Here is a 16,079-nt window from a genome sequence, read left to right on the forward strand (position 1 = left end):
ATTGACAATAATGGTCACCGGTCTGAGAATGTGACTTCTGTCCTATTTATAAGTAAAGGGAACCTATGCGCCGGCTTCGACCTGTCCCCCTCGCCGCTTGCTTGTTGCCTCTCATCTTGACGGCGTGTGGCGACTCTTCCACCGCTAAAGATCCGCGCACCCTTGCCCCCTTGGTGAGGATCTCTGAAGTTCAGGATTCGTCCGGTCTCTCGCGTTCTTTCACCGGCGTCGTGGCGGCTCGCGTCCAGAGTGACCTGGGTTTTAGAGTGTCGGGCAAGGTGCTTGAGCGTCTGGTCGATACCGGTCAGACCGTTAAGCGTGGTCAGCCGCTCATGCGTCTCGACCCCATTGACTTAGGGTTGCAAGCACGAGCGCAGCAAGAAGCTGTCGCTGCCGCCAAAGCCCGAGCCAAACAAACCGCGGATGACGAGGTTCGCTATCGCGACCTGGTTGCCGCCGGTGCCATTTCCGCCTCGGGCTACGACCAAATCAAAGCCGCAGCCGATACCGCGAAGGCGCAACTGAGTGCCGCGCAAGCCCAGGCTGACGTGGCCCGTAATGCGTCGGGCTATGCCGTGTTGCTCGCGGACGCCGACGGTGTTGTGATGGAGACGCTCGCCGAGCCAGGGCAGGTGGTCAGCCCCGGGCAAATCGTAATTCGACTGGCGCGGGCCGGGCAGCGCGAAGCCATCGTGCAGTTGCCAGAAACCTTGCGTCCGGCCGCAGGGTCCACCGCGCAGGCGACGCTTTATGGCAACACCTCGGCTGCTGTCACTGCGAAGCTGAGACTGCTCTCGGATTCGGCTGACCGTGTGACGCGCACCTTTGAGGCTCGGTATGTATTGGCAGGTGGGCTGGCCAATGCGCCGTTGGGTTCGACCGTCACCCTTCGGATCGCCGAAGACTCCGCGCAAGGGCCGGTCCTGCAAGTTCCGATCGCTGCCCTCTATGACCCGGGCAAGGGACCCGGTGTATGGGTCATTGCCGGCGAACCGGCGAAAGTCAGCTGGCGACCTGTTCAGGTACTGGGCTTGAGCGACGACGCCGCCCGAGTTGCAGGTGAGCTCAAGGTCGGCGAGCGCATTGTCGCGCTGGGCGCGCATCTGCTGCGCGATGGTGATGAAGTGCGGCTGATGACCGAGCCGGTTGATGTGAAGGTTGCTGGGAGCCGTCAATGAGCCTCAATTTATCGGCGCTCGCGGTTCGCGAGCGCTCTATTACGGTGTTCCTGATCTTCCTGATTGCCGTCGCCGGTACCTTGGCGTTCTTCCAGTTGGGGCGTGCCGAGGACCCGCCGTTCACGGTCAAGCAGTTGACCGTCATCACGGCATGGCCGGGCGCGACCGCCCAAGAGATGCAGGACCAGGTCGCCGAGCCGCTTGAAAAGCGCCTGCAAGAACTGAAATGGTACGACCGCACGGAAACCTACACCCGTCCAGGTCTGGCTTTCACCATGGTGTCGCTGGTCGATCGCACGCCACCTTCGCAAGTGCAAGAGGAGTTCTATCAGGCGCGCAAAAAACTCGACGATGAGGCCACCCGGCTGCCGGCGGGCGTCATCGGGCCGATGGTGAACGACGAGTTTGCCGATGTGACATTCGCGCTGTTCGCCCTGAAAGCCAAAGGCGAACCGCAGCGTCTGCTGGTACGTGATGCTGAGTCGTTGCGCCAACGCCTGTTGCACGTGGCGGGGGTGAAGAAGGTCAACATCATCGGTGAGCAGGCCGAGCGCATTTTTGTGTCGTTCTCCCATGATCGCTTGGCCACCTTGGGCGTCTCGCCCCAGGAGATCTTCGCCGCGCTAAACGGCCAGAATCTGCTCACGCCTGCTGGCTCTATCGAAACCAACGGTCCGCAGGTTGTCCTGCGGGTGGACGGCGCCTTCGATAAATTGGCGAAAATTCGCGATACACCGCTTGCGGTCCAGGGGCGCACGCTGAAGCTCTCGGACGTCGCGACAGTCGAGCGCGGCTATGAAGACCCCGCTACTTTCCTGGTGCGCAATAACGGCGAAGAGGCTCTGCTGCTAGGGGTCATAATGCGCGAGGGCTGGAACGGCCTGGACCTGGGCAAGGCACTGGACGCCGAGACGACCAGGATCAATGAAGGCATGCCACTGGGCATGACGCTGACCAAGGTCACCGATCAAGCCGTGAACATTGATTCGGCCGTCGGCGAGTTCATGGTCAAGTTTTTTGTCGCGTTGCTGGTTGTAATGCTCGTTTGCTTTCTCAGCATGGGCTGGCGTGTAGGCGTTGTGGTCGCAGCCGCCGTACCGTTGACACTGGCGATAGTGTTTGTGGTGATGGCGGCCACTGGAAAGAACTTTGACCGCATCACCCTGGGTTCGCTGATCCTGGCGCTCGGACTGTTGGTGGACGACGCGATCATCGCGATCGAAATGATGGTGGTGAAGATGGAGGAGGGCTACGACCGGATCAAAGCCTCCGCCTATGCCTGGAGCCACACCGCTGCGCCAATGCTGTCCGGTACGCTGGTGACGGCGATTGGCTTCATGCCCAACGGCTTTGCGCAGTCGACCGCCGGTGAATACACCAGCAACATGTTCTGGATCGTCGGCATCGCCCTGATTGCCTCCTGGGTGGTGGCGGTGGCCTTCACGCCATACCTGGGGGTGAAGATGTTGCCGGACATCAAGCCGGTCGAGGGCGGTCACGCGGCCATCTACAACACTCGTCATTACAACCGCTTCCGCCGGATTCTGACCCGCGTCATCGCGCGCAAATGGTGGGTAGTCGGCACCGTGGTCGCGACATTTGTCGTGGCGATTCTCGGCATGGGCCTGGTCAAGAAGCAATTCTTCCCGACCTCAGACCGTCCCGAGGTGATGGTCGAGGTGCAGATGCCCTATGGAACCTCCATCGAGCAGACCAGCGCCGCCACTGCCAAGGTCGAGGCCTGGTTGCAAAAGCAGGATGAGGCGAAAATCGTCACCGCCTATATCGGTCAAGGTGCGCCGCGCTTCTACCTGGCGATGGCGCCGGAGCTCCCTGACCCGTCCTTCGCCAAGATTGTGGTGCTGACCGACAGCCAGGAAGCCCGTGAGACCCTCAAGTTCCGTCTTCGCGAAGCAGTCGCCGAAGGGCTCGCCCCGCAGGCTCGGGTGCGGGTGACTCAACTGGTGTTTGGTCCGTATTCGCCATTCCCCGTGGCCTACCGGGTCATGGGCCCCGACCCGTCAACGTTGCGCGAGATCGCCGGCCGGGTACAAGACGTCATGCAAGCGAGCCCGATGATGCGGACCGTCAATACCGACTGGGGACCACTGACGCCGACGCTGCATTTCAGCCTGGATCAAGATCGCTTGCAGGCGGTGGGCCTGACCTCTAATTCCGTCGCCCAGCAGTTGCAGTTCCTGCTCACGGGGGTGCCGATTACGGCGGTTCGCGAGGACATCCGTTCGGTGCAGGTGGTCGGCCGCGCTGCGGGTGATATTCGGCTCGATCCCGCCAAGATAGAAGGCTTTACCCTGGTGGGCGCGACGGGGCAGCGTGTTCCGCTGTCCCAGGTCGGCGAGGTTGATGTGCGCATGGAGGACCCGATCCTGCGGCGGCGTGATCGCACGCCGACCATTACCGTGCGCGGCGACATTGCCGAAGACTTGCAGCCGCCAGACGTATCGAGCGCGATCATCAAGCAATTGCAGCCGATCATCGACAGCCTTCCTGACGGGTACCGGATCGAGCAGGCCGGGGCCATCGAGGAGTCGGGCAAGGCCGGCCAGGCGATCGTGCCGCTGCTGCCGATCATGGTTGCCCTGACGCTGCTGATCATCATCGTGCAGGTGCGTTCGATCTCGGCCATGATGATGGTGTTCTTCACTGCGCCACTGGGATTGATTGGCGTGGTGCCAACCCTGCTGATCTTCCACCAGCCTTTTGGGATCAACGCCCTGGTCGGCCTGATCGCACTCTCGGGCATCTTGATGCGCAACACGTTGATCCTGATCGGGCAGATCCATCACAACGCGCAAGAAGGGCTGGATCCGTTCCACGCGGTCATCGAAGCCACGGTACAGCGGGCCCGCCCCGTGCTGCTGACGGCGCTGGCGGCCATCCTGGCGTTCATCCCCCTGACACACTCGGTCTTCTGGGGGACGCTGGCCTACACGCTGATCGGCGGCACGTTCGTCGGCACTATCATGACGCTGGTCTTCCTGCCAGCGATGTATTCCATCTGGTTCAAGATCCGTCCTGACCATCCTGCTTAAACTGAAACAGCGAGGCTGGTGTAAGCAAACGAGCGCTGACTGCTTCTATTGCGCGTCGACTGAGAAATGAAGAGGTTCTTATGAGTACTGCCGAAGGTCAAAAGCGAATTGTTGTCACGGGCGTAGGTATTGTTGGCCCCCTGGGCTGCGGCGTTGAAGAAGTCTGGCAGCGGTTGCTGGCCGGACGCTCCGGCATTCGTATCCTGCCTGGCGATATCACCGAGGGTACCGGTGTGGCGGTGGGCGGCCAGGTGCCGTCGCTGGAGGAAGACGCCAGCGCCGGTTATGACCCGGAGCGCGTCATTTCGGTCAAGGATCGCAAGAAAATGGATCGCTTCATCGAGTTCGCCCTGGTAGCCGCCGACGAAGCTCTGGCCCAGGCCAACTGGCATCCGACTGAAGCGGCCGACCAGGAGCGGACCGCCACGATTATCTCGTCGGGCGTGGGTGGCTTTGGCGCGATTGCCGATGCCGTACGCACCACCGACGCCCGCGGCCCGCGACGCTTGTCACCGTTCACGGCACCGGCCTTTCTGGCCAACATGGCGGCGGGGAATATTTCCATCCGCCACGGTTTCAAGGGGCCGCTCGGCGCGCCGGTAACCGCCTGCGCAGCTGGGGTGCAGGCCATCGGCGATGCGGCCAGGTTGATCAGGTGCGGTGAGGCTGATATCGCCTTGTGCGGTGGTACCGAAGCGGCAATCGACCGTGTCACCCTAGGTTGCTTCGCGGCGGCTCGCGCGCTGTCCACGGGATTTGCCGAGCGCCCGCAGGAAGCGTCGCGTCCCTTCGACCGTGATCGCGACGGTTTTGTCATGGCCGAGGGCGCCGGCGTGCTGGTGATCGAATCGCTGGAACATGCCCTGGCACGCGGGGCCAAGCCCTTGGCGGAACTGGTCGGCTACGGCACCAGTGCCGATGCCTACCACCTGACGGCAGGCCCTGAAGACGGTAATGGCGCGCGGCGTGCCATGGAGCAAGCGCTGCGCCAAGCCGCTGTCAGCCCTGCCGACGTGCAGCACATCAATGCCCACGCGACCTCCACCCAGGTCGGCGATAGCGGGGAACTGGCCGCCATTCGCTCGGTGTTCGGCACTGACTCCGGTGTGGCGATCACCTCTACCAAATCCGCTACCGGGCACCTGCTGGGCGCGGCCGGGGGCATTGAAGCCATCTTCGCGGTGCTGGCGCTGCGTGACCAGGTCGTACCGCCCACGCTGAACCTGCATCATCCCGATGAGGCCGCAGACGGGCTTGATCTGGTTGCCCTGAATGCCCGGAAGATGCCGATCACCCACGCGCTCTCAAATGGATTCGGGTTCGGCGGCGTCAACGCCAGTGTCCTATTCCGCCGCTGGGATGCTAAACACTGAGTGTAAAACTCAAGTGACCGGCTTATGGCTGACGGTCGGTTGTTTTTGCACGATAGACCGTCATGCAAGCCGACCGCTAGAGTTAGGAGTTGCTGATTTGCGCTCACCGCTTTGAGACTTTCCGATACTCGTTCGGTGACTGTCCAAACCAGCGCCGGAACGCACGCGCGAAGGCTGTAGAATCAGCGTAGCCAAGCTGAAACGCTAGATCCTCCTGCTTCATCTCAGTATTTTCCAACAGTTGCCCAGCGAGTTGTTTGCGCTCCGCCTCGACGAGTTTACGGAAGGTAGTGCCTTCCTCTGTCAGCCTGCGATGCAGGCTGCGCGGGGCCATCGCCAGCTGATTCGCAACCTCTTCGAGGGAGGCTGCCAGCCCCGTTGCCCCCAAGAGAAATTGTCGGACCTGGCCGGTGACGCCGCCGACTTGCCGTCTCTGCAGTTGCGTGCGGCACTGATCTTCCAACAGTCGGACCAGATGTAGGTCGTACATCGGCAGAGGCAACTCCGCATCTTGCCGACGCAGCACGATGGCGTTGCGCGAACATCCATAGTGTGGCGCGATGCCGCTGAGTGCTTCGATCCGGTCCGCGTGCGCCGGCGGCCTGCCCTGAAATTCGAGCCGCAGCACATGCAATCCCGACAACGCCAGCTCGTCGAACAGACGAATGCCTGTCGCCATATCTCGCTCCAACAGGAACTGCCGCAGGTGGTGCGGGATCGCCGAGGCGTCGACGCTAGTGCCATATTCGTGCTGGTCGCAGAATATCTCCAATCGGCAGTACGCCGTGCTGAGCGGCAGATAGCGCAGCGCGCACTGAACGGCCTCGCGCACATTGCGACTGGTTCGCAGCGCAAATCCCCAGATGCCGAAAGTCGCAACGTTGTATCGCAGGCCGAGCTCGAAGCCCAGTGCGGGAACGTCCGGCAAAGCGAGCATCAGGTTTTCAATCAGACGCATCTCCTGCTCGCGTGTGATCAGGGCGTCCGCGTCCCGCAGCTGCGCTTCGATGATGCCGGTACCCAGCAGGCACGTCTGTGCATGGACGCCGTAGCGCGCGGCGAAGTTCACCATCACCTGACTGATGGCGACGGGGTGCTTAAAGCTCGCGTGCTTTGGTATGCCCATGCCGGAATCTTCTGAAACAACGGTGTGATACGGCCTGGCCAGAAATGCATGGCGAAAGGCCCCCCATGTCCTACTAAGGCTACACGACTACCCGCTAAGGTTGCGCAAACACCAAACAATAAGAACGTCCCGGGAGGACGACCATGGATCTGGATCTCAACGCGCTGAATAAGAAGGCCGTCGCCACGGCACGCGAATACACCGCTGAACTGGCCTGGCCGACGATGGCACTGGTGTTACTGGTGTGGACATCGCTTATTGGGGACTTTTACCTGTTTGCGACAGGCCAGTTGTCGCTGACAACTGCAACGCTGATCTACGCCGTCGTTACATACATGTCCTATACACCTCTGCATGAGGCCGTGCATGGAAACATTCACGGTGATCATAATCGACTGCAGTGGCTCAATGATCTTTGTGGGTACCTGGTCGCGCCTTTGATGATAGTGCCGTTCTCTACTCACAAGGTCGAGCATTTCACCCATCATCGCTACACCAACCAGCCGGACAAGGATCCGGACTACGTCGTTAACGGCATGAGCGGTGGATTGCTCGCCTTCCTGGTTTGCGGATTTCGTTTTCTGTGGGTCCAGAACACCTTCTTGTTCCGCGATTATTGGCCGACCGCTCCACGGCGGGTAAAGGCGGCGTACATTGCTGAAGTGCTGTTCGCGATCGGCTGGCGGGTTGCGCTCATTACGCTCATTGAGCGAGAGCATACCTGGGCTCTGCTGTTGTTCGGCTACTTGGCCGGTGGATACTTCGTCGCGTACTGGTTCGCCTATCGCCCCCACGTGCCGTACAAGGACTCCTCTCGTTACCGGAACACCAACAGTCTGATCATGCCCGGATGGATGAAACCGTTGGAGTGGTTCTGGCTCGGGCAGAACCTGCACTCCGTTCACCACCTATTCCCGCGGGTGCCGTTCTATCACTACCACGCACTGCATCGCCGTATCGAGCCGATCATGCGTGCCCACGGAACACCTATGATCGGTACCTTCAATCGACGCAATGTCGAAGCCGCGCGGCGTCCTGAGTAGCAGGGGGGGCCCAAGCTTCGAAAATATCAATGTCCAGAATGGTCCTTATTTTAAATCGGAGGGCTGAGCGAAGGCGATCTTCTTGATCCCGCGGCAGAGTTTAACCAAAGCAGGATTGCGGCGAGAGAGGCGGCTATTATCAGCGTAAGCCACATGATGACCAACAGGGTGAATGTGACGCTGTTGTTTAACTCACGAAAAATGCCGAAGGCAAAAGCTGTGTACCAAGACACACCCGAAGCCGCACCTGCTGCAAGAAATAAGGCAGCTCTCCTGCGGGAAACCCCAAAGAGCAGGAGGCGACTCAAGTCGGGTAGTGTTTCTGGTAACACAAACGCGCGGATGATGACTCCATTGATGGTCAGGACGATCACCACGATTACATTCGCCCAGAGTCTAGGGTTTTCAAATTTTTCCGGTGACTCCATCGCGTAAAGGGCAAGGAAACCAAGACCTGAGAGCCACAAGAATAGGTATAGTCCAAGAGTGATCGCGTCGCTGATGAAGTGAAAAGTGCGTCCGATTTCAACCGGGAGGCTACCTCTACGCAGCCAACGCAAAATCCAGAGGGAGAGGTTCATGTTTTCATTGATGACGACCTTAGGCTAGCGTTCTCGTTTGAACGCGTACGCAGTTTATTTGCTGGAGAATAAGGTCCTTGAATTCCCGACGTTGTAGATATAAGTGATCGCCGCGACAGAAATTTAAAGCGTGTCCCGGTAAGTTGCTAATAAAGCGGCTGCTGCTTGCATCGTTGCTGCACCCAGGAGGATAAGTTCGAAACCAGCCACGGGATAAATGAGGCTGAAGACTATAGCGTTACATCAGCAGGTAGCCCGGGCGTGGACCCTGCTCATGAGGGAACCGGTGCTTGAGCATCGATCAAGCCTTGGTTCTTCAGCTCTTCCCAAAAAGGCTACCGGAATACCGACCTTCATCGCCTGTACATTGGAAACGATTTGCCCCGGCGAACGCGCCCCCGGAATAATCGCGGACACTTGCGGATGTGCTGCTGCGAACTGCAAGGCGGCAGTATGAATATCGATGCCATGTCGACTGGCAACGGCCATGATTCGCGCCCGCTTCTCTACCGCTCCGGCAGGTAGATCCTGACTGAAGTTATATCGGCTACGGTCTCCCAGAACCCCATCATTCAGTGGTGTTCCCACCACGACACTGGTGCCCTTGCTTTTCAGCGACGCAAAGGTGCTGCGCAACGCATCGGCGTGGTCGAGGAGGGAATACTGGCAGGCAAGCAATGCGATGTTGGGCATCGGGTCATTGCTGGTCAGTACCTGAACCATGGCGTTCGGTGTATTGACGCCTAAGGCCCATGCCTTGATGAGAACTTCATCACGCATCTTTTCTAGCTCAACCATCACCCCTGTGCGCGCGATTCGATACGAGGCAGTCCCTGACGCTGCAGACTGTCTTCCACGGAGCCTCGCACGCCTGCCGCGGTGTAGTCATAGTTGAAGGGCGCAGGCGACTTCCAGATCGCATGGTCCGCACGCGGGCCACCCGCGGCCGTCAATACGCGGCCGACCTTGGTGGAGGTCACATAGTCGTCTGGATCTTTGTCATGAAGAAAGCGGCCCAGACGATACTCACTCAAGCCAAACCCGCAGAACGGCGATATTTCGTAAAGCCTTACACCCGCCCCCCAAGCAGTCGCAGAATCAAACCCGCCTGCACGTCGTCGATTAGCGCAAAGATATTGCCGATCTGCGTCCCGCCCATGCCAAAGCGTTGAGGGGTCATGTATCTCATTGTCTGCGAGGGGGAATTGAGGGGCAGGTCTGCGCGTACGAGCCGCCCTCGCGTAGGCATCACGCGTCCGCGCTCTGTCAGCGAAGAGGGCGCAGGGGCTGTAGCCGCCGAACTTGCGACACTCAGTGCTGGCAGCAAAGCGGCTGCAACAGCGCCAGTCGCCGAATAGGTAAGAAAATCTCGTCTATCCATCCAATCTTCCTTTAGAGACTGAGGTTTCAGGGGGCCATCGAAGCCGGTATTCGTAAGAGAAGTTAGAACAACGAGGGTCGGCCGGATGACCCTAATGCGCCATATTTTTTGCACAATCCTGCCGATGCACTTGTGCTGGTCACATACTCTCAGGAGACTCGAACATTCCGTAAATAGGGGTGCATGTGATGACGAGCGGTTCCTTTTCGCAGTTCCGTATCAGCCATGCGCATTCCCCGAGCGTGCGCGAACCCACTCAGCCCAACGAGCGCCTCCAGGCACTCAGACGGCTTATCGAAAAAGTCACTCTGCAGATTGGCTTGGCCGAGGCTTGCACGACGTCGATTCCTGGCTTGGCTTTTTATCGAGTGGCCGAACTAGGTACGCCCAAGTACTGCATTTATGAGCCCTGCGTGGCCATCATTCTGCAGGGCGCGAAGGAGATCACGTTCGGCGAGGAAGCCTGTAAGTTCGAGCAAGGCGCGTTTTTCGTCACTTCGGTCGATATACCCACACTGGCTCGCGTTAACGCGGCTAGCGAGCAAACTCCTTATTTATCCATTGTGTTGAAGCTCGATTTTTCCATGCTCAACGAGGTGATCCTGACCCTGGAACCGCCAAAGCAGGAAACGGCTACTGAGGCACGGGGCTTCGTATCCGGTATGGTGACGAGTGAGCTACTCGATGCGTTCGCTCGACTCTCCACGTTGATCGAACGGCCGCTTGAAGCAGGTTTGATGTCGGGCCTTATCAAGCGGGAGATATACGGTAGGCTGCTGCTCAGTGAAGCGGGGCATTTGTTGCGCAGCGTCACTCGCGATGGTTACCGGGACAAGGGCATTGTGAGAGCCATTGAATGGCTAAAATATCATTACGACAAGCCGCTGCACGTGGCCGAGCTCGCCGAACGATCAGGAATGGCCAGCTCTACCCTGCATCACCGGTTTCGAAAGCTGACAGGCACCAGCCCCATTCAGTATCAAAAATCGCTACGGCTGCAAGCCGCGCGCAGCCTGATGTTGACCGAGCGTGTAGACGTGAACACCGCCGCGTTGCGGGTCGGCTATGAAAGCGTCGCCCAGTTCAGCCGCGAATATGCCCGACGTTTCGGAGCCCCACCCTCGAGAGACATCAAGCACGCACGGGAAAATGGTGGTCGGCTCGACTAACCGCGCCGCCGAGGAAGTCTTTTCTTGCTGCGGAAAGAAGAAATTCTTTAATTTCAATGATTCGTCCACCAAGTGCGAGTCTCGTTTCCCGCTTTAATTATTTTCTATAGGCTTCCATTGAAGTATGTAGAAACCCAAAAAAGAGGCTTAGGCCTAATGCCGATCAGTTAAAGCTCGTTGCTTGACCTTTGGTCGCAAAAAATCAAAATCCGATGCCTGAATAGGCATCGGATTTTTTTATGCGTCTGGCTCGAACACTGGAACAGACCCACAACTTCGTATCGACTCCCAATTCCCTCTAAGGATTTGGGCAACGTCCGCTGGTCGCGCCCAGCGCCGTAGTCCAGGCCCGTCAGCGGCTGGGCAGCGAGGCCGTACGACAAGTCTTCGATTTGACTCAAAAAAGCTGGCATGAAGCGGCCGGCTATCCCACTTGGGCCGGGTTGCGCTTGCTGGGTGTCGATGGCGTCGTCTGGCGAACGCCCGATACACCCGAAAACCGTGCGCGTTACGACTCTGCCAGCAACCAGCATGGCGATACCGGCTTTCCTCAAGTACGCATGGCTGGTCGTATGTCGAGCGGTTCAGGGATCAACAACCTCGCTACGTGCGGGGTACTCAGGCTCCAGCGGACGACGTTGAAAGCGGACAGTCCAGTGTGACGTTCTCCACCGACGGCGCGTTGAGGCCGGACCCAGCAGCCCATTCGCGTTTTGTCCTGCCAAAACAGGATCCTTTCGTATCCTGGGCCCAGCGCGCGGCGATCTTGAAAGGCACTAAACATCCAGCGACAGCGAAGCTTTACCTAAGCTGGTTGCTGGACAAGAAAACCCAAAGTGAGGTTTGGTACATGTGGTCGGTACGGACGGACGTCGCACCGCCAAAGGGTTATAAGCAGATTTGGGAATACCCCAACACCGACCCTACGGCTTTCGAGCACTTCATGGCTGATCGTGCAGCAGTCGAGCGCTTCCGTGCTCAGATCGGCCTTTACCTCGGTGAAGTCAAAGGTGAGCCATCACCGGGTTGGCTTGGTCTTTATCCCACCAAAGCGTTGGCACACTGACCGTTTGGAGGCGAGCGCGATTTTGCGAGCTCGTTTCCCCACGCCCAAAACAAATCCAGAACCTTTCGCTATGAAGGGGGACCCGAGCGGGTAAAGGAGATCGTTCGATCTCATGTCCACGCACACTATTTCGTAGCAATGTCAATCTGGGTTACGAACAAACCCACTGCAGCCAATGCTGCCGTGTCTGTGTTTCGACGAGGCTTGTACGTTCGCTTGAGATTATCTGTTGGTGATTTATTCCAGCAGTAGGACCTTACATCAACGCCTTGAGTTAGAGTTCATATTCAGTCGAGCCTTCATTCAACGTCGACAGATCCAGCGGTCGAACCTCTCCCATCCAGATGGCATGATCGCGATGGTCAGCCAATTCGTTACGGGTGATGGGGTGAACGAAGATGACCAACTCACCCCGGTTAAGCGCCAGCCAGGGAACCAGTTCTCCAAAGACGGCCGGGCGAAAAGCTAACTGACAACTCCAGTCGGGGTGTGGCCCAACCGGCTCTGTATGCATACGTCCCATTTTTAACGTAAATAGCTTGCTGGCGTGCTCACACAAAATGCGGGCTTGCTCAAACGTCTCGGCGCTGAAATACACATGTGCGTGAAATCCACGAATTCGACTCATGAGTACATTTATCCTGTTGAATAGATCGAGCCACACTATCCTAAAGCTGTGGCGGCGCCCTCACGTTCGACCGGATGATAGTCTGAAAAACGGGCCCTTTGGGCCCTTCCTCAAGGCAACATCAATCGCCAACTGTCAGTGATCTCCCGACCAAGCCGTTTCAGGCGGGAGACCCTGGGCACTCCGGGGCAAAGCCTTTCCACCACTCTGGTCGGTCAGGTTGCTGTTGATAGGTCTGCACCTGATCAGCCGCACTGCCCAGCAGTTGCTCGACGCTGAGACCTCGTTTGACTACATATTCATCCAGCTCGCGTACAGCACGGGACAACACTTCATAGCCGCCCGTGAACACCGCGGAGGTCATCTCTGTGGCGCAGGCCCCGGACAGCAAAAAACGCGCGACGTCCAGCCCGCTGCGAGCGCCGTTGGTGGCGATCAGCGGGTAGTCGTCGCCCATGGCTCTGCGCGTCATCATCAGCCAGCGTGCGGTCAGTGGTAGTGCCCAACCCCCACCTATTGCGGCACTGGTTCCCAGCAGGGGCCGCCCGGTTTCCAGGTCCGGCAGAAAACCCATGAAACGGCCCATCATCACGACGCTGTCGGCTCCGCCCCTGCGCGCGGCCTGAGCCAGGCCAACAACGTCCTCGCTTTGCCCGGTGAGCTTGATCCACAGCGGTAATGTCGTCGCCCGCCGGATACGCGACACAATGGCTTCAATGCGTGCCGCGCCTCGCTCAAGGACGATGGCGCCCTTGGCTGCTTCTTCACCGTGAGGGGCGCCAATGTTCAGCTCCAACACTCGCAGGCCTGCCTGTTCGATCCGTCGGGCGAAGTCCGCACATTGTTCGAGGTCACTGAGGATCAGGCTGGGAATAACGTAAGCATCCTGCTGCCGAGCTTCGAGGTCCAGCTTCGCCAGGTCGTCGAGCCATTCGGCAAAACCGCGTTGTACCAAACCTGAACGACCGAAAAGGCTGGCATCCGGTGGTGGAGAGAAGTCCCACGGCAAACGGTTCCAGGTCGAATCCAGCAGCACATAGTCCGTCTTATCCAGTTGGTGCTTTGCGGCTTGCGATTCGTTGGTGGATTTGGCTACCACCGCGCCAGCACCGCTGGCCAGGGCTGCGCGGATGGCATCGCGAGTCATGGTCTGCTCGCCAGCCCCGCAGAAGACCGGATTCTTAAAAGACAGTGAACCAATCTGGGTGATAAGTCGCGTCATGAGCGTGCACTCACAGATTCATCAAGCGGGAAGCGTTACCGGAGGTCATCTTGCGAATATCCTCGTCGCTGTAGTTCAGATCCAGCAGTTGGCCAATGACATTACGAAAGCCCTCGGCGATGCTTGGATTACCTTGCTGGCCCAGGTCGGAACCGAGAATGGTCAGGCCCACGGTTCCCGCTTCGATCACTTGTTGCAGAAATTGATCGTCATAGAACTTGAACTTCGACCCGGGTACCCACATGCACATGGAGTGCTCCATGTAGACGCCTTCCCTGGCCAATTGGCGCATGTCATCGAGCGTGGCATCGACGACGTAGGTCGGATGGTTGACCAGCAGTCGTTTGACGCCACGATTGCGAGCTTCTTCGAACAACGGCCAGATTTCCTTGATGTTCAGATGACCGGCAGACAGCACCACGTCTTCTGCGGCAATCAGGTCGAGGATCGCTTTCACTTCCTCCTTCAGACGGCCGTTTTCATCGAGTACGGTCAATGGGATCGGCTGTAGCATGCGTTGGGTGGTTTGCGGGAATTTTTCGGTAAATTTCTCGTCCTGATGGTGATGGGCGATGTGGTTGGCCGAGGAAAACGTTGGCATCCAGACCAGTTTCGCACCCAGCTTCAAGCCGTGCTCGACGGCATGGACGTTGAGCCCTCCGACCGAGTTGTTCAGGGGCACGCCCGACAGCATGTGAACGTCAAGTTCGCTGAAGTGCTTGTTCAGCAAGGTCGTCACGGGTGTGCAGCTGTAATAGTGATCCTTGAGCAACACCGCCTTCAAACCAGCCTCGCTGGCTTCGCGCATGGCTTCAATATGGTCGCAGTAGCGCGGCATGACTGAGGGGCCGCTGTGGCAGTGCAGATCAATGGCGCCGCGGATGAGACTGTCGATGCGAGCCTGACGTTCTTCGTTGACGGGTGTATGGATGATGGCGTTCATGGGGTTACCTTTTGTTGTTTTGCAGTCAGCTCAGCGAGTCAAACTGTGGAAATGACGTACCTGTTGAGTCCAGCCAGTGCGCAGCACCGCCTGGTCCGAGCCCAGAATGAAAAAGCGCATTCCCTTGGTGCTGAAGCGCTCCAGGTCTTCGCTGTTGGAGACAAAAATCCCGGCAGCCTTGCCGGCTTGCCGTGCAGCTTCGATCACGCGGCTGACAGCGGACTCGACGCGCGGATCATCCAGTGAACTGACGCCGAGCGAGACGGCCAGGTCGGCACGACCGACCAGCAGGCAGTCAATCTGCTCGACGCTGGCGATCGCCGCCAGGTTGTCCAGTGCTGCACGGTCCTCTATCTGGGCAATGATCGCGTGACGACCGTCCTCAGCGGCCATGTGTTCGGCGAGGTTGGCGCGGCCGTAGCTGCCAGCCCTGGGCGAGTTGGAGAAACCACGACAGCCATTGCGATACCGGGTTGCCTGCAATATCTGGCGTGCTTGAGCCCCATCGACGATATGGGGCAAGACCAGGCCGTCGGCACCCAGGTCAAGGGCTTGCAGCAAGGTCGCGGGGCGGTCATCGGCGACACGGATCAGCCCGGCGACATCAACGGCGCGGCACGCCAGCAAACCACGGTCCAGGCTGGCCGGATCGAAGGGCGCGTGTTCGGCATCCAGCACCACCGCATCCAGCCCGCACTCACCGGCGATCTCGACGACCGCATGGCTGGGGGTCTTGATAAAGGTGCTGACCAACGACTCTCCGGCACGCAACCGTGAAGCGAACCCCAGGCGGTTCATGCCTGCGACCGCTCGGCTTCGGCGAACTCGGCGGCCTGGTACTCGATCAGGTGTCGATAGTCATCGCGAATCGGTGAGAACACATCGAGGTTCATCACCACCTCGTCGCCGACGGGCTCTGCGTAATGAATCACATGCGCCGGAATGCGGATCATGCTGCCCGGGCCGCCTTCGACCACGTCGGCGCCCAGGTGAAAGCGCACGCGACCCTGCACGATGATCACCAGCTGTTCGAAGGTATGGCTGTGGGGAAACACGTCCATGCCCGGGGTCAGCCAGTTCATTACACACAGGGTGTCATCACCCCGGAATGCCACGCGCTCGACGCCTTTGCGCACAGTCTCGCGCGGCAGTTCGTTCCAATTGTGAAGCAGGGCTTTGGCAAGGCTCATATGTTGTTCCTTTTGTTTCTTTTGTAGGAATAGTATTTCTTTGTAAGATAAAGCTAGCGCTCGCAATGAGGGATCGTCAAGTGGCTTTTTCGACCTTGACAGTGAAGCCGTACAAAACCTAGGATT

13 protein-coding genes and 2 pseudogenes are annotated in these 16,079 nt (G+C 58.8%); 7 read left to right on the forward strand and 8 right to left on the reverse strand.

The window, feature by feature from the left end; genetic code table 11:
* Positions 1–65 precede the first annotated feature (65 nt).
* The 3 genes from FIV39_RS24795 (at position 66) to fabF (ending at position 5,604) form a co-directional block, all read left to right on the forward strand.
* On the forward strand, positions 66–1,178 hold the full coding sequence (locus tag FIV39_RS24795; protein WP_090402238.1) for an efflux RND transporter periplasmic adaptor subunit: 1,113 nt from the start codon (positions 66–68) through the stop codon (positions 1,176–1,178).
* The gene (locus tag FIV39_RS24800; RefSeq protein ID WP_090402240.1) at positions 1,175–4,231 is read left to right on the forward strand and encodes an efflux RND transporter permease subunit; all 3,057 of its coding nucleotides are present in this window, start codon (positions 1,175–1,177) and stop codon (positions 4,229–4,231) included. The genes FIV39_RS24795 and FIV39_RS24800 overlap by 4 nt, the downstream gene beginning before the upstream one ends.
* Positions 4,232–4,311: 80 nt before the next feature.
* Positions 4,312–5,604 (forward strand): beta-ketoacyl-ACP synthase II, encoded by a 1,293-nt coding sequence (fabF, locus tag FIV39_RS24805; RefSeq protein ID WP_090402243.1) that lies wholly within the window; start codon positions 4,312–4,314, stop codon positions 5,602–5,604.
* Between the two features lie 103 nt (positions 5,605–5,707).
* On the opposite strand, the gene FIV39_RS24810 is transcribed toward fabF, so the two are convergent.
* Entirely contained in the window at positions 5,708–6,730 is a 1,023-nt protein-coding gene (locus FIV39_RS24810) for an AraC family transcriptional regulator (protein WP_090402245.1), read from the reverse strand.
* A gap of 143 nt (positions 6,731–6,873) precedes the next feature.
* On the opposite strand from FIV39_RS24810, the gene FIV39_RS24815 reads away from it, so the two are divergent.
* A complete protein-coding gene (locus FIV39_RS24815) occupies positions 6,874–7,773 on the forward strand; it encodes a fatty acid desaturase family protein (protein ID WP_090402247.1) in 900 nt (299 codons plus the stop codon).
* Positions 7,774–7,823: 50 nt separating this feature from the next.
* On the opposite strand, the gene FIV39_RS24820 is transcribed toward FIV39_RS24815, so the two are convergent.
* Both FIV39_RS24820 and FIV39_RS33605 read right to left on the reverse strand, forming a co-directional pair.
* Complete coding sequence (locus FIV39_RS24820; protein WP_186731554.1) at positions 7,824–8,354, reverse strand: hypothetical protein; 531 nt, start codon at positions 8,352–8,354, stop codon at positions 7,824–7,826.
* 272 nt (positions 8,355–8,626) lie between these two features.
* A pseudogene (locus FIV39_RS33605) lies at positions 8,627–9,735 on the reverse strand (aldo/keto reductase).
* Between the two features lie 188 nt (positions 9,736–9,923).
* Here FIV39_RS33605 and FIV39_RS24835 point away from each other — a divergent pair.
* The 3 genes and pseudogenes from FIV39_RS24835 (at position 9,924) to FIV39_RS24845 (ending at position 11,970) form a co-directional block, all read left to right on the forward strand.
* On the forward strand, positions 9,924–10,904 hold the full coding sequence (locus FIV39_RS24835) for an AraC family transcriptional regulator (RefSeq protein WP_090402250.1): 981 nt from the start codon (positions 9,924–9,926) through the stop codon (positions 10,902–10,904).
* A gap of 308 nt (positions 10,905–11,212) precedes the next feature.
* Positions 11,213–11,479 (forward strand): annotated as a pseudogene (locus tag FIV39_RS33225) (transposase domain-containing protein); the annotation flags it as partial.
* Between the two features lie 83 nt (positions 11,480–11,562).
* Positions 11,563–11,970 carry a hypothetical protein gene (locus FIV39_RS24845; protein WP_208603992.1) on the forward strand — a complete coding sequence of 136 codons (408 nt, stop codon included), beginning with the start codon at positions 11,563–11,565 and terminating at the stop codon, positions 11,968–11,970.
* A gap of 274 nt (positions 11,971–12,244) precedes the next feature.
* On the opposite strand, the gene FIV39_RS24850 is transcribed toward FIV39_RS24845, so the two are convergent.
* The 5 genes from FIV39_RS24850 to FIV39_RS24870 all read right to left on the reverse strand — a co-directional run bounded on the left by FIV39_RS24850 (position 12,245) and on the right by FIV39_RS24870 (position 15,953).
* The gene (locus FIV39_RS24850) at positions 12,245–12,598 is read right to left on the reverse strand and encodes a DOPA 4,5-dioxygenase family protein (RefSeq protein ID WP_090402252.1); all 354 of its coding nucleotides are present in this window, start codon (positions 12,596–12,598) and stop codon (positions 12,245–12,247) included.
* Positions 12,599–12,758: 160 nt separating this feature from the next.
* The gene (locus tag FIV39_RS24855; RefSeq protein WP_090402254.1) at positions 12,759–13,820 is read right to left on the reverse strand and encodes a beta/alpha barrel domain-containing protein; all 1,062 of its coding nucleotides are present in this window, start codon (positions 13,818–13,820) and stop codon (positions 12,759–12,761) included.
* 10 nt (positions 13,821–13,830) lie between these two features.
* Positions 13,831–14,763 carry a DUF6282 family protein gene (locus FIV39_RS24860; protein ID WP_146371632.1) on the reverse strand — a complete coding sequence of 311 codons (933 nt, stop codon included), beginning with the start codon at positions 14,761–14,763 and terminating at the stop codon, positions 13,831–13,833.
* A gap of 30 nt (positions 14,764–14,793) precedes the next feature.
* On the reverse strand, positions 14,794–15,561 hold the full coding sequence (locus FIV39_RS24865) for an HpcH/HpaI aldolase family protein (RefSeq protein WP_090402258.1): 768 nt from the start codon (positions 15,559–15,561) through the stop codon (positions 14,794–14,796).
* Positions 15,558–15,953: a cupin domain-containing protein gene (locus FIV39_RS24870; RefSeq protein ID WP_090402260.1), complete on the reverse strand. Its 396-nt coding sequence runs from the start codon at positions 15,951–15,953 to the stop codon at positions 15,558–15,560. The genes FIV39_RS24865 and FIV39_RS24870 overlap by 4 nt, the downstream gene beginning before the upstream one ends.
* Between the last annotated feature and the right edge of the window lie 126 nt (positions 15,954–16,079).

This window comes from Pseudomonas grimontii (assembly GCF_007858185.1).
Taxonomy (GTDB): Bacteria; Pseudomonadota; Gammaproteobacteria; order Pseudomonadales; family Pseudomonadaceae; genus Aquipseudomonas; species Aquipseudomonas grimontii.